The sequence below is a fragment of the Pseudomonas sp. Tof1 genome, assembly GCF_055390395.1.
Genome location: NZ_AP024344.1, coordinates 4109178 through 4128549, shown reverse-complemented (window position 1 = coordinate 4128549; position 19372 = coordinate 4109178). Strand labels below are relative to the sequence as shown.

Genomic DNA, 19372 nt, shown 5'->3' with positions numbered 1-19372 from the left:
CCAGTTGTTCCAGCCCAACGGTAATCAGCAGCAAGTGACCAGCATCACTTGAGCAGGAGTCAGCAGTGGATATCAACCAACTGGCAAGCGATCTGCGCAAGCAGGCAACGGATGACGGCAAGCTGGTGCTCGACAAGCGCCTGCTCAGCGATGAACAGGTAGCGCAGATTGCCGTCGCCTTCCTGCTCGACAAGGACGCGGCGCTGATCGTGGAGGGCGTCCAGGGCAGTGACATCATTGGTCCGGATGCCGGAGTGGTGCGGGTTACGTCAGGCACTGGCGCCCTGTTCAAGGTCAAGGATGTCGGCCTGCAACTGAGCTTTAGCATCGACGGTGACAAGGTGGCGGTGCTGATCGAGGCGAGCCTGCCTTCGGGTTGGGACTTTGCCTCAAGCTGGCCGGCGATGACGTTCTTTCCCTTCAACCTGCTCAAGCCGGCCAACCCGCGCCTGGTTTACACCTCGCTGGCGCAGGCGGCGTTTCGCTGGTCGAAGGAGGATGCAAGCACCATCGGCCTGGCCCAGGGGCAGAACTTCCTGTCCACGATCGGGCTGCAGAACATTGCCGGTGTCGGGGCGATTCTGGGGGACCTGGTAGGGACTTCGGCCTACAAGTTCTACGGCCCGTTTGCGCCAGTCAGCGATGCCCCGTACCCGGTTGGCCGGATCAGTGCCCCGGTCTCCGATGCGGTGTTTGCCATCGGGATCGGGGACTGGGCATTGAGCTTGTCCGCACCGGCGGTTGGCGTGAGCATCAGCGCCCCGGACGACAGCCCGCAGCAGATCGGTTTCGCGGTGTCCTCGCTGTTCAATGGCAAGCTCGATTGCGGCGTGGAGATCTCCCAGGGCCTCGATTCGCTGGTGATCTTTGCGCAGCCGGCACCCGGCGCGCAGTTCAATGCATCGGACATGATCAGGAGCCTGCCCGGCGGCCAGCATTACGACGACTACATTCCCCAGGCACTCAGCCAGGTGTTTGAAAACATCAGCCTGACGCGGTATCGCATGGTGCTGGTGAACAAGTCCGCGCCGGTCAGTTCGGTGACCCTGGGCATCCATACCCGGAACCCATGGACGCTGATTTCCAATGTCCTGACCCTGGAGTCCCTGACGCTCCTGATCCGGCTGATTGCACCCACCGGGCCAAAGGCCGAGACCAGCGTCGAGATCACCGCGACGGCGCAGTTTCTACCGACGCTGTTCAACACGTCATTCGACTTCACGCTTTCGCTGGCCAAACAGGCCAATGCCTGGAACATCGAGCAGATCAGCGGGCAGATGACCGAGAGTGTATCCCTGGAACACATCGTCAAGGGGTGGTGGGAGCATCCGTACCGGTGCCCGCGGCACTGGGCGAAATCGTCTTCGACAGCTTCGGCATGACCGTGACCGGCGACCAGGGGACCTACGCCTACACGGTGTTCGGATCGGTGCGTACGGCGTTCACCTTGCTGGACACCAGCGTCGATGCGCAACTGTCGGTGTTGTTCAAGAAAACCGGTGCGGATGCCAGTGTGGCCTTGAGCGGCAGTTTCCTGGTCGGGCAGCAGAACTTCAGCTTCGAGCTCAAGTTCGATGCGGCACCCAGCCCGGCGTGAAGCTCCAGGCGCACTGGCAGGCCGAGGACAACGACTATCTGCAGTTCGCGGATATCGCCTCGGCGCTGGGCTTTTCCATCCCCGCCATTCCTCCCGAACTCGACCTGGCCCTGTCACAGGCCAGTTTCGTCTATGACATGGGCAATAACACCGTGTTGCTCTCGGCCACCTCGGCCCATTACGGCACCGGTACCTTCGTCGCGTTGAAGACCCTGGACCCGAAAACCCAGGCAAGCACCTCCAATTATGTGTTTCAGATGTTACTCGGCTTTGAGGTGTCGCTGGCCGATCTGCCCTGGTGGGCAAGATCTTCACCGATGACCGCCTGGGCAGTATCAGGAACGTCCAGGCACTGTTCGCCGCTTCGCCTCTGAGTGCCGACGAGGTGAAGACGCTCAACGCCATGCTGACCCAGGCCAAGGTCCCGGCGCAGTTGCCGCTGCCCAAGGATGCCAAGGGAACGACGATAGCGATCGCCGCGGGCTTCAACTTCTCGGCCGACATCGAGCTGGGAGGCGTGGCGTTGCCGCTCGCCGCGGGGGCGATACCGCCCGGTCAACACCCAGACCGCACCGGCCGTGGCGGCCAGGCCACCGACCGGCAATGCGGCCTGGCTGACAGTGGGCAAATCGATCGGCCCGGTATCGTTGGCGCGTATAGGCGTGCGCTATGAGGACGGCCGGGTCTGGTTGCTGATCGACGCCGGCTTCAGCCTGGCGATGCTGTCGTTCGACCTGCAGGGGCTGGGGCTCGGCTTCAGGATTCCGGACAGCAAAGGCGGTGACCTGGGCGTGGCGGCGCAGTTGGACGGCATGAGCCTGGCGCTGCAGGCCGGCCCCTTGAGCATCGCCGGTGGCTTCCTGCGCTTTGACAATGACTTTCTCGGCGAGGCGCGGGTGAGCGTGGCGACGTTCTCGCTCACAGCCATTGGCGGTTATGCCCCGGATGAAAGCTCGTTCTTCATTTTCGTGCGCCTGCAGCAACCGCTGGGGGGCCTCCCTTCTTCTTCGTCACCGGCCTGGCTGGCGGTTTTGGTATCAACCGCAGCCTGCTGCTGCCCACTATCGATCAATTGACCAGCTACCCGCTGTTGCCACAGAACAACAAGCGCCCGGAGAACAGCTTTCCCACAACGCTGGGCACCAGCAACCCGGGGCAGGTGCTGCAGCAGACCCTGGTCAAGACCCAGTCCTACATCCACCCCAGGCCGGCGAGTACTGGGTGGCCGCCGGTATCGACTTCACGTCGTTCGAAATGGTCGATGCCACGGCCTTGTTGACCGTGTCGTTTGGTGTATCGCTGGAGGTGGCCCTCCTGGGGATCTGCCGGGTGACCGTCCCCAAGGGCGCCCCCAAGCCCATCGTCTACCTGGAGGTGGCGCTGGAGGCCCGCTTCGAGTCGAGCAGCGGGCTGATCGCCGTCGATGGCCGGTTGACCCCGGCGTCGTTCATCTACGCCGGGCTCTGCCATGTCAGTGGCGGCTTTGCGTTCTACACCTGGTATGCCGGCGAGCATGCCGGCGAGTTCCTGGTGTCGATCGGCGGCTACAGCCCGCGATTCAAGAAGCCGGACTATTTCCCGACTGTCCCGCGTCTGCAGATGGTCTACGAGACCGGCCCCCTGGTCCTCAAGGGCGAGTGCTATTTCGCGTTGCTCTCGCACACCCTGATGGCCGGCTTCAACGTCCAAGCTACCTGGGAGTCGGGGCCGATCAGTGCCTGGTTCAGCGTCGGGGTCGATTTCCTGCTGGGCTGGCGACCGTTCCACTACGAGGCCGATGCCTATATCCACCTGGGCGCCTCGTTCAAGGCCAACCTGCTGTTCGTCACCGTGAGGATCACCATTCACGTCGGCGTCGAGCTGAGCGTCTGGGGCCCGAGTTCGGCGGCGTGGCGACGGTCGACCTGGATATCATCAGCTTCAGTGTGCGTTTCGGCAGCGACAGGGCCCAACCGGACCCGGTGAGCTGGGAGGACTTCAAGACCTCCTTCCTGCCTGCAGCCAACGGCGCCACCCGCCAGCAGGGGCTGCAGGCCCGCAGCAATGCCGACAAGGCCGCAGGCGCACAACCGGCCCAACTGGTCATGGGCATGGTTCAACAGGGACTGATCAGCGACCTGAAAGCCAAGGACAGCGCGGCATTCTTTGACTGGGTGCTGGACCCAACCATTTCGCCCTGGCCTCGAGCCTGGTGATCCCAGCAAGACCGCACGGTTCAACGACTTCAAGGTCAACACGCCGTTCACTCCGACCGGTGCGTTCACCTATGTCGGCAGCGGCACGGCCCCGGATGGCCCCAGCGCCTATGGTGCCAGGGATGACGCGGGCTGGGCCGATGACTTTGGCGTTCTGCCCATGGCCCTGGACTCGGCGGATTTCAGTGTCGATCACCAGTTGCAACTGACCCGCCTGCCGGCCGGCGAGGATTACACCAAGCCTGAGAATTATCGGCTGCCGGTCAATGAAGTCGCCGTGGGCATCGTGTTGCAGAACGCCCAGGCGGCGCTCTGGGCGGGAACGGATCCGGGGCTCAACGGTACCCGCATGATCGCCGACACCCTGAGCGGCCTGCAGTTGCTGCCGATGATTCGCCACCCCGCGATAACGGCGGATGCGGACCTCTGGGCGCTGTTGTTCGACACCACGAAGAAGATGCTCTGGCTGCTCGACACCCCGACCATCGCCACCGAAGACAATTTCGCCGCCACCCTCAGCGAGCAGGGCACCGTGCTCAGCTACGAGCGGGCCGGTAACCCTGTGCGCAATGTCGATTTCGAGCTGGCCGACCTGGCCGCTGCGGCGGTCGTTGCCGAGCGCGGCAAGATGGTCGATAGCCTCAATGCCCTGGGCTTCAGCTTTGACAGTGCAGCCCTTGATGTCAGCCGCCTGGCCAGCTTCCCGCTTTGGGACTGGCCGATGATTCGCGTGCTGGGTGAAGAAACCAGCGCAATCTGATCACGACGTGTTGGAGACAAGCAGTGGCGGATAATCGGGAACATCCCATTCAGGGAACGGTGAAATTCATCCAGCACAACCTGCCCGGGCTGGAGGCTGGCGAGTACCAGTTCACGGTCTCCCAGCGTGTCTCGCAGGAGCGGCAGAACTACGCCAGCCAGTATCACTTCGCGGTGCAGGCCCCGCGTTTCAGCCTCGACAGGAATGATATCCAGGCGGTGTTTCCGCCTGACCAGACCCAGGGCGAGTACACCAACACGCTGGCCCATGTGGTGTTCACCAAGCAGACCCTGCCGTGGATGCGTCGCCCCGGCCTGGCTGAGCCCGTGGTGGCTTTTCCCGACCAGGAGCATGACCACGATGTGCCGACCTGGATGGCCGTGTTGATCTTCGATGAAGACGATGAACTGGCGTTCAAGGATCAGGGGTTCAGTGCCAGTCCCCGTGCCGGCAAGTTGCGCGACCTGTTCTTCAAGCGCCCGCAGGGGCAGGGCAGCCAGGGCTATTCGTATTTCTATGCGGCTGCGGACCTGGACAGCTCCAGCGATGCGGCCCAGCTGGAGAAGTACCTGGACCATGGTCAGCAGGCCGAAGACGCCTGCAACTACATCGACATCCCCTGGGCTGTTCTGGAACGTGGCACCATCCCTGGACGACCTGAAGATGATGGCCCATGTCCGTAACGTGGAGATTATCCGCAAGGCGACGCAGAACGGTGTACCGGCCTCGCGTAACGACCTGTCCAGGGTCCCCGGCACTTCCAATTTCGCGATCGTCACCGGCAGTCGCCTGCCGCAGACCGGCAAGCGTTGCATTGCCCACCTGGTGTCGCTGGAGGCCCTGGAACCCTTCCTGCCGATTGACCCGGCCACCAGCGACAACGCCGCCGAGATCACTCGCCCGCGTTCGGTACAGGCGCCGGGTGAGTCGGCATTTGCCATCGACGACCAGGGGTTCATGCGCCTGGTTTCGCTCACCAGCTGGTCTTTCACTTCCACCGGCACGGGCAAGCGTTTCGAGCAACTGTTGCTCGAGCTCAAACCGAAGAACCCACTGCCCGAGCCGGACACGCCTTCGACCGTGGCCGCCAACTTTGCCATGGGCCTGCCGGTGACGGCGGTGCAGGCGGGTGATTCGACGCAAACCCGGCAGGCCAAGAACGCCCTGCAGATGGGCTACACGGCGCTCAGGCATCAAACCCGCGATGCCGGCAACACGGTTTCGTGGTATCGCGGCCCGCTGACGCCCTACCAGATCAAGACTCATACCGTTCCACCCACCTGGACCTCGGCGGACGCGGCAACCCATTACAATCCCGATACCGGGCTGTTTGACATCTCCTACGCGGCGGCCTGGCAGTTGGGCCAGTTGCTGGCGTTGCAGAACAAGCACTTTTCGGTACTGCTCTACAACTGGCGACGGGACAACCTGCGCGATGTGGTCGCGCAGATGGAGGCGATCGTGCTGCAGCAGTCGTTCGATGAAATCCGGCAGCAATTGCACAGTGATCCGCTGATCTACCCGTTGCTCAGGCCCTTCCTGCCGACCCCCGAAGCCACACTCGATACGGGCAACCTGGCGGTGGCCCGCTCGCACCGGGTCCGGCACCAGCGTGAAGTGCTGTCGGACGCCTCGCAGTTTCTGACCGTTGGCGACTCCCGATTGAGCGTGCCGCTGGAGATCTATACCTGGCTGGGCAAGCTCAAGCTGCTCGACGGCGTACCGTTCAATTACCTGGTGCCGGATGAACGGATGCTGCCATCGGAGTCGATACGTTTCTTCTACCTGGATGAGAACTGGATCCAGAGCCTGCTCGACGGCGCGTTGAGTATCGGCCGGGCTGTCACCGGCAATGCCGCCGATCCGTCGTTGGCCCACGATGTGGCGATCAGGGCCAAGGTCAACCGGCGAGCCACTGGCCATGCCTCGACCCTGCGCCGGGTCGCCCTGGGGCTGGAGGATCAGGCCGAGGAAAAAGTCGAAATGGACGTGGTCAGTGGCTTCGTTCTGCGTTCGCAGGTGGTGCAGGGATGGCCGGGGCTTGAGGTCAATGCCTACACCCCCGACGGCAAGGCCATGGACATCGTGCGCTTTGAGCGCCTGGCGCCAGACGTGCTGTTGTGCCTGTTCGAGCTCGATGGGCAGACCCTGGGGTCGCTGGACATTCACGAGCCTGCCGAGGGCTTGCATTTCGGCGTGGCGGACACCGAGCCGAAAAGCATCAACCTTCGCTACAACTTCACCAATGCCACCCAGACCCATACCGCCGGTGAACAGGTGCCGGATGTGTTCCAGAGCGTGCCCTTCCGCGATCAGGCACAGCGGTTGCTGCGACTGTATCGCCTGTCCAGGAACCTGCATGACCCCCGGTACGGTGACTACATCCAGGGTATCTACAGTGGCTTCGACCACCTGCCGTCTTCCGAATTCGCCTTGCAGATGGTCAAGGGCGTGGGCCTTGTTTCGTTCGATCTCAGCGCAGGAACCGACCAATGACCTTGATAATCCCTGTGAACGTACAAGCCCTGCGGGTCAGCACGAATGATGCGAGCCTGGTGACCAAGAGCACCGAGCTGTTCTGCGGTGCCACCACGAACTACGGCGGGTTGCCCTGGCGCGAGCCGGATCCCAATGGGGCCATCGTGCATTCCGGCACCTGGACCAAGGCCAATGTCAGTACCAACACCTACAACCCGATGAACCAGAATGTGATCGAGCAGCTCAAGGCGGGCATTCACCTGCATTGGGCCTTGCCCGATAGCATCGCCCAGGGACGCCAGGCGCCTGATGGTACGGTCGATTACCCGCCGGCGCCCAATCGTTGGCTGGTGACGCGCATCATCCAGCAATCACAGGGCACCCAAGTGAAGCAGTGGGTGGTCGAGAGCGATTATCTGATGACGCCCGAGCAGTACCGCTCGGAGTACTACCCGGCCAGTCAGCGCAACAGCATCTCGCTGCCGGTGGGTTGGGACGTGCCACCCGGCTATGACGTCGAGGGTAATGGCGGGGCGGCCTACTACCCGCCTTCACGGCGCATGGGGCGGGTCTTTGAACTCAGGAACTGGCAGCCCACGCCTGACGCACCGGGGGCGGCGCTGACCGATGTACGCCATCTGCCGGCGTTCGTGCTGTCGCCCGGCAACTTCATGGCCGCCGGGCAGAACCTGGGCTCGATCAGCGCCCTGGGCAACAGTGGGCCGACGTTCAGCGCCTACTATCCCGATTGCGCCAGCGCATTCGGTTTTCACGACACCTTCCTGGACCTGGAGCAAGACAAGCCACAGAAATGGCATCTGGACAATGTACAGTTCCAGGTGTCGTACCAGGTCAGCGGCTGGCACAGCAGCGCGGCCGATGACCCCCTGCAGGGCCAGGCCTTCAGGCAGGCGCTGGCTGTGGCCGAGGCTGACAACGCCAACAGGCCGGCCGATCGGCGACTGACCCCGCGCAAGTGTTCGCCCAGGTGGTGCAGGGCTTCCATGGCTGGCAGTACCAGCCGACAGTTGATGAGCGGCCTTCACGCTGTCTGTACAGCGCACAGGTGGCGGGCATTCCCTGGAACACCACCGGGCAGAATCCGCTGCAGCCCAACACCCGGCCCGGGTTTCCCAAGTGCTACCTGGCGCCTTTGACCACCCGCGACGAGACGGTGCGCGCGGCCATGGGCAGCTCCAGTTCCTCCGCCCTGGCTGCCTTGATCAAGGAGCAGTGGAGTGGCTGGAAACCGCAGGAACCCCAGGGCGACCTGCCGCCGGCGAGTGACGAAATCGAGCACAACCTGGAGTTTCTGCTCGATGCCCTGCAGATGGGCCTTCTGGAGCGGCTGGGCCGCTCCCTGACCCTGGTCCAGCTGGAGCAGGAGGTGCATCAGAATGGCTTTGGCGCGCTGCAGTCCGGGCGTATCTGGATGATTCGCCAGAAACAGACGGGGAGCGGTTCGCCCTACGCTGCGCCGCAGGTGGTGCTGCCTGACGACAGCAACCAACTGGCGGAGAAACTCAACTCACTGAACCTGTACCAGCAGCGCCTGGACGCGCTGCTCAACATCATCGTGTCGTGTCGCCAGCAGATTTTCATGGACTGGTACAAGTACATCACCGGGCTCTACGACGAAACCGGTTCGGTGCCTTTCGACGTCACGCAGTTGAACAGCTACCTGGCCGAACAGATCCTGGACCTGTGGGCCAAGTTCGAAGCGGCCTTTGGCAAGTCTGCCGACGCGTCCCCGGCGACGGGTAACATTCCGGTTTTCCCTTGTGGGCCTCAGGACTTTCTCAGCCAGGCCGCCAATGGTACCTACCTCACCAAGGCTTCGCCGCAGAGCCTGGTCGGGCAACTGGTCTCCCAGGCCAATACGCTGGTGGGCCTGCTGGCCAGCGACTACAGCCAGTTCGAGTTGCAGACCACCAACGCGGCGCGTTTCTGGCAACCCAACGAGCCGGTGCTGGTGGTCACCGGCGACAGCCTGCAACCGGCCCGGCGTAATGGCAACGTCAAGAGCCTGCCATGCCGTCTGGGCGGGCAGTTGTTGAGCCAGGTCGGCACGGCGGCTGGCGCCCGGTTGACGGCCACGGTCCTGCAGGGCTCCCTGGCGCTCGGTGTGCCCCAGGTCAATCCGGGGCAGGGCCCGGAGGCGCGCGACCTGCAACCGATCCTCGCCGACCTGGCGCTTGTGCTGGGAGAAAAGAGTCTGCTCGACCCGCTGCTGGCACCGCAGATTGCCGGGGCACTCAACGGCGCGCCGGTGGCCGATGTACTGGCGGCCCAGCAGGCGCTCATCGGGAAAATCCAGCAGGCCTGGACGGTGAACTCGTCAGCGCCCTGGAAAACCCTGCCGATCATCGAGAACCCCAGCGCAACCGGCAATGGCTTGACGCTGACCTGGAGCGGGCAGGCCCCGCAGGGGTTGGCGCTCAATCATGCGCTGGACTGGCAGGACTCGTTCCTGCCGCTCTTTCTGGTCTGGGAGGCCAGCTACGTACCCTTCGAACACAATCGCAACGGGGTGCCGAACTACAGCACCGACTACATCACCGAACAGTTCCAGCTCGACGAACGCGAGATCGAACTGGTGCAGGGCAAGACCCCGCGCAGCCGGTACAGAGCCAGGTGAAACTGAGCGACAGCATCCTGCTGTCGTCCAGGATTGCCGAGCCGCTGATCGAACAACTGCGCCGCTACCTGCAGGACAACGACAATCCCGAACTGCAGGCGATCGTCCAATACCTGCTGGACAAGCCGCTGCTGGCCCAGGGCCTGAGCGGGGTCAACGCCGGGTTCCTCACGCGGGCGGCGGGTTTGCAGCTCAACCCGTTCAACCCCTTCTACGATGAGGAGTCGACACCGGGCGCGCTGGTCGACGGCTTCGACAACACCCAGTACATCAACAGCCTGACCCACTTCGTGGCCTGGGCGGCAGGCGAGCAGACCGGGCAGGTACCGATCACTCAGCAGAGCCTGTACAACCTGTTGCGCGCAGGCTTTTTCACCCTCTCGAAGTTGCAATTGGTCGATGTGTTCGGGCGCAGGCGGGACCTGATCGATACCGAGCATTTCGAGGACAGCCGGAAGGTCACCGTCTCGTGGCAGATGCAGGCCCCAGACAACACCGCGGGCAAGGCTTACCTGGCGCCACGGGTTGCCCAGCCCAGTCGCCTGCTGTTTCGCTGGCTCAGCGCCGAGAACGACGAGGTGCAGATGAATCCGGTGCCCTCGACCTCGCCACTGTGCGGCTGGATCGTGCCGAACTACCTGGAGAATGCGCTGATGCTGTTCACCGGAACCGGGGAGGTGCTGGGTTCGCTCGGGTGTTTGGCGCCCAGCAGCGTGTCACCTGGCATTCGGCGCCGGGCAATGCCGCCCGCTCGATGCAGCAGGACCTGGCCGATGCCAACCCCCACCTGGTGAAGTTGGCCACGTTCATCCAGGGCAAGCCCAGGGACTTTTTCGCGGCCTTGCTCGGTACCTTCGACAACGCCCATACCTACATCCTGCCGGATGACAAGCAGGCGGCCCAGGCGCAGGCGGTGTTGATGGGCCAGCCGCTGGCGCTGGTGCGGGCCAGCTTGCGCTACGAGATCCAGGGGTTGCCGGCCTCGGTGACCAGCAGCGAAGAACTGGCACGGTTGCTGCCGACCCAGAGCGACAAGACCTACGACTGGACACAGCGTGACAGCGCCGGTATCGGCCAGGTGGATATTCCCGTACGGCTGGGCGATCGTGATCACCTGGAAGACGGCCTGGTGGCCTACCTGCTCGATGGCGAGACGCCCTATACCACCCTATATGCCCCGGCAGCGCCGACCCCGGCGGTGGAGGGGATCGAACGGCCCGCAGCCGACACCATCACGCTCAACCTGCGCGCCAATATCGACCCGCCCGCGCGGCCCTATGCGGACGCCAGGGCGCAGATCGCCGACCTGCGCAACGTTCATGTTCCGTTGCAAAAGACCCTGAGCCTGCTGGTCGACCCTCGTGCGAGGGTGCATGCAACGACCGGCCTGCTGCCGGTCAAGGCCATTGGCATTCCACCCGACATCACGGCTGCGGCCTTGCGCAACATCGAGATGACCTTCTTCACCCACCCGATCCTGCGCAGTCGGCAGGGCCTGAGCCTGCCGGTGCCCCCGAGTCGGGGTTCGTCTGGGAATGGACCACCAGTGTCCTGCGCGATGGCCAGCAGGTGCCGCATGACGAGGCGCTGCCACCCAGCCAGACAGGAGACCGTGCGTCGTTCTCCTATACACCGCAAACGGCTGAGGATGGCTGGCTCAAACTCAAGCCAGCACCGCAAACCGAATAGGGATTGGACAAGAGAGGGACCATGCCATGGCTGTGAGCGCGCAATTGCTGAATGACTCGACGAGCAAGCCCGACATCTATATCGGGCGCACTGACCTGGGGGCGTATACGCTGACGGTGACCAGCAGCGTGGCGGTGACCGCGACGGACATTCGCCTGCAGTTCCCGACCACGATCTTCACGGTATTGGATGTGTCGAAGATCATTGTCAGTAGTGGCGGCTGGAAGCCAACGGTCCAGGGTAACATGCTGGTGCTCAACGGCAGTCAGCCGATCGCTGCCGGGGGCAGCTTGCAGATCAGGCTGGGGGCGGTGCGCTCCAGCCTCCTCAGCCAGACCAACGCCGACCTCGGCGTACGGGTCAACGGACAGAACATTTCTCCTACCTTCAGGATTTTCCTGCTGCGCTACCCGGAGTCCGCCGGCGACCTTCGCCAGAACATGGCCGCAGCGCTGCTGCCGGACAGCAGCGTCTACCGGACGCCGCAGGACAACGACGTTATCCACAACCTGCTGCTGTTGCAGTTGAGCAACCTGCAGCCGGGCGAACCGCTGGTCACCAAGCCCTGGGTGCAGACCCCGACGGTGCTGTTGTCCTTCGTGTATGGCGACAGTATCGGTGCGCTCACGCCAGCCGACCCGCAGGACCAGTACTCGGCCTGGAACATCAAGGCCTCGGTGGAAGCCACCTACCATGATGGCCAGCAGACCTACGAGTGGGATGCCACCAATCCCGATCCGGGGGGCGGGGCCACCGACCCGATCTGGACGTTCAAACCGGTCGAAACCAACCGTGCCGTGCTGGGGGCGGGCAGCGGAGCGACGGCGTCGTTCATCGTCGAGGACATCACCACCCAGGCGCCGCACGGAACTACGCTGGCCTATCTGCAGTACAGCAATTTTCCCGGCTATGACGACGGCTACTTCTCCCTGCCGCTGCGAAAACTCGAGCCGACGCCGAACATCATCTTCTTCAATGCGGTACCGTCCAACCTGGCCAACCTGGGCGATGAAGTCACCTTGCGTTGGCAATGCTTCGACATTCGCCAGGTCAAGTTGCAGTTCGGCAACACCACCCTCGACAGCGCCAAGGGTGAGATTGGTACCGGGGTGAGCAGCATTGCCCAATACAGGATCAAGCTCGACACCACGACCCAGTTCACGCTCAATGCCTACCAGAAACTCAACGCTGGTACTCCGGATTTCACCAGCCAGTTCACCGTGAACGTGCCGCCGGTGGGTATCGATTCCTTTCTCGCCAGTGCCGATAGCGGCACCTTGCCGGCCGAGGTGCAACTGAGCTGGGAGATCCGGGCAGCCTTGTCGGCGACCATCACGGCGCCGGGGCAGAGCGATTACGAGATACCCGGGAAGGATCTGGCGGCAGGCCGTCACCGGTATTTCCACCCAGGCCGTTGACCTACACCCTGACCGTTCAGGGGCAGGGTGGGCCGCTGGTCAGGAAGCTGGACCTGTTCTTTCTCAAGCGAGGTTTCACCACCTTCCACACGGATACCGATTTCAGGGCGTTGAGCGGCGCCATCCTGCTGGGCAATGCCCAGGTCCTGTGGCTGTTCTCACCGGACCAGGGCAAGGCGATTTTCAATACGCGGGACGGGCAGACCTGGACCCAGGTGGCGGTCCTTGCCGACAGCTTTGCGGCACGCTCCAATGCCGGTGGCGTGTTTTGGAAGGGCAAGTTCTGGATCATGGGGGGGGACACCGGGTCCCAGCGCCTCAATGACATCTGGAGCAGCGGCGACGGCATGCAATGGACGCAGGTGACGGCGGGTGCGGCCTGGCCCGGGCGCAGTGATTTCGGGTGCGTGGTTTTCCAGGACAAGCTGTGGGTGATGGGCGGGGTGGACCAGAACTATCAGTTGCTCAACGACGTCTGGTGCACCAGCGATGGCAGCAACTGGCAAAAGGTTGGCACGGCAGGTTGGGTGCCACGCTCGCGTTTTGGCGTCGCGGCTTCGAGTACCACCCTCTATGTCGTGGGTGGCATGATCGACATCAATACGGTCAGTGGTGACCTGTGGACCTGCGAACAGGGCGGAACCTGGAATCAGCAGCCGGGGTTGCCGGCATTGAGCCGTTCGGACCCTATCGTATTCAGCCGTGACGGCGCCTTGTATGTTCTGGGCGGCATCGCGCCGGATGGTACGGCATTGAAGGATCTGCATCGCTATTCCAATAGCAGTTGGAGTGCTTTACCCGGGATCGATTGGACCGTATCGCGTCCGGGGGCCACCTGGTTCCGCGGGGGCCTGTGGATTGCGGCAGGTACCCGTGGGACCCATGACGCCGGTGCCGGGCCGAACAAGGATGTGTTTGTGCTGATGCTCTAGGTTGGGTTGACCAAGGCACAATAATAGCCATGAGCGGGGTGACCATGAACATTCTCCACGATGAGAGCGTCGATGGCGTTCTGCCGCGGGTCGATAAACAACAGTTGTTGTCCGCCCTTGCAGCCGACATCCCGGACCTGACCGTGCTCAGCCGCAGCGAAGACCTCAGGCCTTATGAGTGCGATGGGTTGTCCGCCTATCGCACGATGCCGTTGCTGGTGCTGCTGCCCGAGCGGATCGAGCAGGTCGAGTCGATACTCGTGATCTGCCACCGCTTGCAGGTTCCCGTTGTAGCGCGCGGCAGTGGCACCGGCCTGTCCGGGGGCGCGTTGCCGTTGGAGCAGGGCGTGCTGCTGGTGATGTCGTGCTTCAACCGGATCCTGGAGATCAATGCGCAAGGGCGTTATGCCAGGGTCCAGCCCGGCGTGCGCAACCTGGCCATCTCGCAGGCCGCGGCGCCGTTCAACCTTTACTACGCGCCCGACCCTCGTCCCAGATCGCCTGCTCGATCGGCGGCAATGTCGCCGAGAATGCCGGCGGCGTGCACTGCCTCAAGTACGGGCTGACCGTGCATAACCTGCTGCAAGTGCAGATCCTCACCGTCGAGGGGGAACGGCTGACCCTGGGTGCCGAGAGCCTGGATTGTCCGGGTTTCGATCTGCTGGCGCTGTTCACCGGCTCCGAGGGCATGCTCGGGGTGGTGACGGAGGTGACGGTCAAGCTGCTGCCCAAGCCCCAGGTGGCCAAGGTGCTGCTGGCGGCGTTCGACTCGGTGGAGCAGGCCGGTGCCGCGGTCGGCCGCATCATCGCCGCGGGCATCATTCCCGGCGGGCTGGAGATGATGGACAACCTGGCGATCCGCGCCGCCGAGGACTTCATTCATGCCGGCTACCCAGTGGACGCGGCGGCCATCCTGCTCTGCGAGCTGGACGGGGTGGAGTCCGATGTGCATGACGACTGCACACGGGTTCGCCGGATCCTGGTGGAGGCGGGCGCCACCCAGGTGCGCCAGGCCGAGGATGAGGCCGAGCGGGTGCGCTTCTGGGCCGGGCGCAAGAATGCCTTTCCCGCGGTTGGGCGTATCTCGCCGGACTACTACTGCATGGACGGCACCATCCCCCGGCGGGCGCTGCCGGGGGTGTTGAAAGCGATCGCCGAACTGTCCCGCGAGTACGACCTGCGCGTGGCCAACGTCTTTCATGCCGGTGACGGCAACATGCACCCGCTGATTCTCTTCGATGCCAACACGCCGGGTGAACTGGAGCGGGCCGAGCAGCTTGGCGGGCGGATCCTCGAACTGTGCGTGTCGGTCGGCGGCAGCATCACCGGTGAGCACGGCGTCGGCCGCGAGAAGATCAACCAGATGTGTGTCCAGTTCAACGCCGACGAGCTCACTGCGTTCCATGCCATCAAGGCGGCCTTCGATCCGGCGGGGCTGCTCAACCCGGGCAAGAACATTCCCACCCTGCACCGATGCGCCGAATTCGGCGCCCTGCATGTGCACAACGGTCAATTGCCTTTTCCTGAACTGGAGCGCTTTTGATGCACGAGAGAGCTTTCGACGCCAGTGCCCAACTGCTCGATCAGGTCAAGGCCGCGCTGGCCTCGGGTACCCGTCTCGACATCCGGGGCGGCCAGTCCAAGGCCTGGCTGGGCCGGGCGGTCCAGGGACAGGTTATCGATACCCGTGCCCACCAGGGCATCGTCAACTACGATCCCACCGAATTGATTGTCACGGCACGGGCCGGGACGCCGCTGCGGGTGCTTGAGGCGACCCTGGCCGAGCACGGGCAATGCCTGCCGTGCGAGCCACCGCATTTTGGCCCCGACGCCACCGTCGGCGGCATGGTCGCCGTCGGGCTGTCGGGGCCGCGCCGTCCCTGGGCGGGCTCGGTCCGTGATTTCGTGCTCGGCACGCGGGTGATCAGCGGCGAGGCGAAGCACCTGCGTTTTGGTGCCGAGGTCATGAAGAACGTCGCCGGCTACGATGTCTCGAGGTTGATGGCCGGCAGTTTTGGCTGCCTGGGCCTGATCACCGAAGTGTCGCTGAAGGTCCTCCCCAGGCCACGTGCGGTGGCCAACCTGCGGCTGGACCTGGAACTGCCGCAGGCCATGCGTCTTCTGGCCGAGTGGGGCCGGCAGCCGCTGCCGATCAGCGCGGCCTGTCATGATGGCCGCGTCCTGCACCTTCGCCTGGAAGGGGGAGAGGGCTCGGTCCACGCGGCCCGTGAGCGCCTGGGCTGCGAGACCGTCGAGCCAGGCTTCTGGGAGGACCTGAAGGAGCATCGCCTGGCGTTCTTCGCCGACTCGCGGCCCCTCTGGCGCTTGTCCGTGCCGGCGATGGCCGCGCCACTGGAACTGCCCGGCGATCAATGGGTCGACTGGGGCGGTGCCCAGCGCTGGCTCAAGAGCGAGGCCGAGCCTGAGCGGATTCGGCATGTCGTCAGCCAGGTCGGAGGGCATGCCACCTGTTTTTTCCGGTGGCGATTCGCCCTTCCACCCGCTGCCGCAAGGGCTGCTGCGCTATCACCGCCAGCTCAAGCGCCGGCTCGACCCGCAGGGCATCTTCAACCCGGGCCGCCTGTACAAGGAGCTGTGAGACCATGCAGACCCATCTGAGTGAACAGGCCCGGGCCCTGCCTCGGGCGCAAGAGGCCGAAGCGATCCTGAGGAGCTGCGTGCACTGCGGGTTCTGCAACGCGACCTGCCCGACCTACCAGTTGCTGGGTGACGAACTGGATGGGCCCAGGGGGCGCATCTACCTGATCAAGCAGATGCTGGAAGGGCAGGCCCCCACGGCCAGTACCCGTCAGCATCTGGACCGCTGCCTGAGCTGCCGCAATTGCGAGTCCACCTGCCCTTCGGGGGTGGAGTACCACAACCTGCTGGATATCGGCCGGGCCGTGGTCGAAGAGGCGGTTCCGCGCTCGTTGTCAGAGAGGTCCCTGCGTACCGGCCTGCGCCTGGTGCTGGCCGAGCCTGGGGTATTCAGCCTGTTACTGCGCACGGGGCGTGCATTACGCCCGGTACTGCCGCAGGCACTGAGGGACAAGATTCCGAGCGAGGTACGGCCCGCCGGCAATCGGCCGCCGGTACGGCATGCGCGCCAGGTGCTGATGCTCGAGGGCTGCGTCCAGCCGAGCCTGTCGCCCAATACCAATGCAGCGGCGGCAAGGGTTCTGGATCGGCTGGGCATCAGCGCGCTGCCCGTCCGCGAGGCCGGCTGTTGCGGTGCGCTGGACTACCACCTCAATGCCCAGGAAAAGGGCCTGGAGCGTGCTCGCCGCAACATCGATGCCTGGTGGCCGGCCGTGGAGGCCGGGGCCGAGGCGATCATCACCACGGCCAGCGGTTGTGGGGCCTTCGTCAAGGAGTACGGCCAACTGCTCCAGCGTGATCCCCGGTATGCCGACAAGGCTGGGCGAATCAGCTCCCTGGCCGTCGACCTGGTCGAAGTGCTGCGTGCAGAGCCGTTGCAGGAGCTGGCGTCGGGGATTGACCTCAAGGTCGCGTTCCATTGTCCCTGCACGCTGCAGCATGCCCAGCGCCTGGGCGGAGCGGTCGAGCAGGTGCTGGCACGACTGGGTTTCAATCTCACCGCAGTACCCGACGGCCACCTTTGTTGTGGCTCGGCGGGCACCTACTCCCTGACCCAGCCCGAACTCGCCCGGCAATTGCGGGACAACAGGCTCAATGCGCTCGAAAGCGCGAACCCGCAGGTCATCGCGACGGCCAATATCGGCTGTCAGATCCATTTGAATGGGGCCGGCCGCACCCCTGTACGCCATTGGATAGAGCTGGTGGATGAGGCGTTGGCCCCGGCAACCAGCCCCGGATGAGTACAGGGGATGCAGGCACGGGAAGCCACCGGAAGGGGACCAGGGCGCAAATAAACCCATTCATGCCCCTTAAGGCTGCCCAGGCACGGTCGATAGGATGACTATACTCGCGCGACCGTGCGGTCACCGCTCATCCCCTCTCTAGTACAGGTTTGCCCATGAACTGGTTCTACAACGCCAAGATATCCACCAAGCTTTATCTCGCCTTCGCCCTTTGCGCTTCCATCACGTTGGTGGTCGGTATTCTCGGCAGCCTGGGAATCGGCTCGTTGTCTTCAAGCCTGCAACTGGTGTTTTCCAACAACCTCGTGTCGGTCGCCAAGACCGCCGAGGCCCGCTCCTTTGCCATTACCCAGAGCCGTGAACTGTATCGTCTGCTCTCAATCGCCGCTGCGGGCGGTACGGCGTCCGAACGTAGCCCCATTGTTGCGGCCATGAAGGACAGTCGCGAGAAGAGCGAGCGTGCTTTCGCCCTCTACCGCGCCACGCCACTGGCCGATGACGAGCGCGCCGCCGGCGATCGCATGGTGAAGGATTGGCCCGCCTATCAGGCACTGATCGACCGCGCGGTGGCGACGATCGACGGGGGTGATCTGTCGGCGGCCAGGCGGCTCATATCCGGTGAGGTGCACGAGGCCTTCCGTACCATCAACGATGAATTGACCATCATGGTCGAATCCAACAACCGCCAGATCGGTGAGGGCGGCGACGAGGCGCGCGCTACGGAAGCCTCCGCCAAATTCAACTTGTACATCGGTATCGGCCTGGCCTTTGTGGCGGCCGTCGTGTTGGGCATGTTCATCAGTCGGGTGATCAGCGCCCCGCTCGTATCCGCTGTTCGCAATGCCCAGCGTATCGCCGGCGGCGATCTCACCCAACCGATCGAAAGCGGTCACCGGGATGAGGCTGGTCAACTGTTGACGGCGCTCGGGGAGATGCAGGGCGGTCTGAAGGGTACCATTCAGCAGATTGCCAGCGCCGCGGATCAACTGGCGTCGGCCGCTGAAGAACTCAATGCCGTGACCGAGGAGAGCAGCCGTGGCCTGACCCGGCAGAACGACGAGATCCAGCTGGCCGCCACCGCCGTCACCGAGATGAGCGCGGCGGTCGAAGAGGTGGCGCGCAATGCCACTTCGGCCTCGGAAGCGTCCGGGCAGACCAGCAAGGAGGCTGCCAGCGGTCGCGATCAGGCCCGCGAAGCGGTCAAGGCCATCACCAGTGTGAACAACGAGATTGGCCAGTCGACGGTGATCGTCGATGAGTTGGCCGGCAGTGTGCGCGATATCGCCAAGGTGCTCGATGTGATCCGCGGTATCGCCGAGCAGACCAACCTGCTGGCGCTCAACGCGGCCATCGAGGCGGCCCGGGCCGGTGAACAGGGGCGCGGCTTTGCGGTGGTGGCTGACGAAGTGCGGGCCCTGGCGGCCCGTACCCAGGCCTCGACCGGTGAGATCGAGGCGATGATCGCCAGCGTGCAGTCGCGCGCCGACGACGCGGTCAAGGCCATGGGCAACAGCCGGACCCTGGCCAGCAGCACCCAGGAGCTGGCCCAGGCGACGGGCGAATCCCTCGAACGCATCGCCCAGAACATCGCCGCGATCAACGACCGCAACCTGCTGATCGCCACGGCCTCGGAAGAGCAGGCCAACGTCGCGCGCGAAGTGGACCGCAACCTGGTCAACATCCAGGACCTGTCCACCCAGACGGCGGCCGGCGCCAACCAGACCAGCGCCTCCAGCCAGGAACTGTCGCGTCTGGCTATCTCGTTCAACCACCTGGTGGGCACCTTCAAGCTGTAAGGAGCCGGTGTCGGGCTGCCGAGGCGA

The 19372-nt window shown here is 64.0% G+C and carries 14 protein-coding genes and 5 pseudogenes; all 19 read left to right on the top strand.

The genetic code is table 11. From position 1 onward, the window contains the following. Window positions 1–65 precede the first annotated feature (65 nt). Window positions 66–1382, top strand: a complete 1317-nt coding sequence (locus ACZ5KU_RS18715) for a hypothetical protein (RefSeq protein ID WP_464735991.1) — start codon at window positions 66–68, stop codon at window positions 1380–1382. Continuing rightward, a complete protein-coding gene (locus ACZ5KU_RS18710) occupies window positions 1337–1597 on the top strand; it encodes a hypothetical protein (RefSeq protein WP_464735990.1) in 261 nt (86 codons plus the stop codon). The genes ACZ5KU_RS18715 and ACZ5KU_RS18710 overlap by 46 nt, the downstream gene beginning before the upstream one ends. Beyond that, the gene (locus tag ACZ5KU_RS18705; protein WP_464735989.1) at window positions 1594–1971 is read left to right on the top strand and encodes a hypothetical protein; all 378 of its coding nucleotides are present in this window, start codon (window positions 1594–1596) and stop codon (window positions 1969–1971) included. Before ACZ5KU_RS18710 ends, ACZ5KU_RS18705 begins: the two co-directional genes overlap by 4 nt. Next, window positions 1896–2270, top strand: coding sequence for a hypothetical protein (locus tag ACZ5KU_RS18700; protein ID WP_464735988.1), 375 nt, complete (start codon window positions 1896–1898; stop codon window positions 2268–2270). The genes ACZ5KU_RS18705 and ACZ5KU_RS18700 overlap by 76 nt, the downstream gene beginning before the upstream one ends. Further along, window positions 2176–2876: pseudogene (locus ACZ5KU_RS18695) on the top strand (DUF6603 domain-containing protein). The gene ACZ5KU_RS18700 and the pseudogene ACZ5KU_RS18695 overlap by 95 nt, the downstream one beginning before the upstream one ends. Further along, a pseudogene (locus tag ACZ5KU_RS18690) lies at window positions 2852–3792 on the top strand (DUF6603 domain-containing protein). The pseudogenes ACZ5KU_RS18695 and ACZ5KU_RS18690 overlap by 25 nt, the downstream one beginning before the upstream one ends. Then, entirely contained in the window at window positions 3743–4552 is an 810-nt protein-coding gene (locus ACZ5KU_RS18685) for a hypothetical protein (RefSeq protein WP_464735987.1), read from the top strand. The pseudogene ACZ5KU_RS18690 and the gene ACZ5KU_RS18685 overlap by 50 nt, the downstream one beginning before the upstream one ends. Window positions 4553–4611: 59 nt before the next feature. Further along, window positions 4612–5235, top strand: coding sequence for a hypothetical protein (locus ACZ5KU_RS18680; RefSeq protein ID WP_464735986.1), 624 nt, complete (start codon window positions 4612–4614; stop codon window positions 5233–5235). Beyond that, window positions 5189–7048 (top strand): hypothetical protein, encoded by a 1860-nt coding sequence (locus ACZ5KU_RS18675; protein ID WP_464735985.1) that lies wholly within the window; start codon window positions 5189–5191, stop codon window positions 7046–7048. The genes ACZ5KU_RS18680 and ACZ5KU_RS18675 overlap by 47 nt, the downstream gene beginning before the upstream one ends. A gap of 958 nt (window positions 7049–8006) precedes the next feature. Next, a complete protein-coding gene (locus ACZ5KU_RS18670; RefSeq protein ID WP_464735984.1) occupies window positions 8007–9668 on the top strand; it encodes a hypothetical protein in 1662 nt (553 codons plus the stop codon). Beyond that, entirely contained in the window at window positions 9665–10462 is a 798-nt protein-coding gene (locus ACZ5KU_RS18665) for a hypothetical protein (protein WP_464735983.1), read from the top strand. Before ACZ5KU_RS18670 ends, ACZ5KU_RS18665 begins: the two co-directional genes overlap by 4 nt. After that, the gene (locus tag ACZ5KU_RS18660; RefSeq protein ID WP_464735982.1) at window positions 10363–11412 is read left to right on the top strand and encodes a hypothetical protein; all 1050 of its coding nucleotides are present in this window, start codon (window positions 10363–10365) and stop codon (window positions 11410–11412) included. Before ACZ5KU_RS18665 ends, ACZ5KU_RS18660 begins: the two co-directional genes overlap by 100 nt. Beyond that, window positions 11384–12775 carry a hypothetical protein gene (locus ACZ5KU_RS18655; protein WP_464735981.1) on the top strand — a complete coding sequence of 464 codons (1392 nt, stop codon included), beginning with the start codon at window positions 11384–11386 and terminating at the stop codon, window positions 12773–12775. Before ACZ5KU_RS18660 ends, ACZ5KU_RS18655 begins: the two co-directional genes overlap by 29 nt. Beyond that, on the top strand, window positions 12772–13707 hold the full coding sequence (locus tag ACZ5KU_RS18650; protein ID WP_464735980.1) for a Kelch repeat-containing protein: 936 nt from the start codon (window positions 12772–12774) through the stop codon (window positions 13705–13707). Before ACZ5KU_RS18655 ends, ACZ5KU_RS18650 begins: the two co-directional genes overlap by 4 nt. Before the next feature lie 44 nt (window positions 13708–13751). Beyond that, a pseudogene (glcD, locus tag ACZ5KU_RS18645) lies at window positions 13752–15250 on the top strand (glycolate oxidase subunit GlcD). Next, a pseudogene (gene glcE, locus ACZ5KU_RS18640) lies at window positions 15250–16306 on the top strand (glycolate oxidase subunit GlcE). The pseudogenes glcD and glcE overlap by 1 nt, the downstream one beginning before the upstream one ends. A gap of 4 nt (window positions 16307–16310) precedes the next feature. Next, window positions 16311–17546 (top strand): glycolate oxidase subunit GlcF, encoded by a 1236-nt coding sequence (glcF, locus tag ACZ5KU_RS18635; protein WP_464735979.1) that lies wholly within the window; start codon window positions 16311–16313, stop codon window positions 17544–17546. A gap of 158 nt (window positions 17547–17704) precedes the next feature. After that, window positions 17705–18487, top strand: a pseudogene (locus ACZ5KU_RS18630) (MCP four helix bundle domain-containing protein); the annotation flags it as partial. After that, window positions 18482–19345: a methyl-accepting chemotaxis protein gene (locus ACZ5KU_RS18625; RefSeq protein WP_464737420.1), complete on the top strand. Its 864-nt coding sequence runs from the start codon at window positions 18482–18484 to the stop codon at window positions 19343–19345. The pseudogene ACZ5KU_RS18630 and the gene ACZ5KU_RS18625, both read left to right, overlap by 6 nt. Window positions 19346–19372 lie beyond the last annotated feature (27 nt).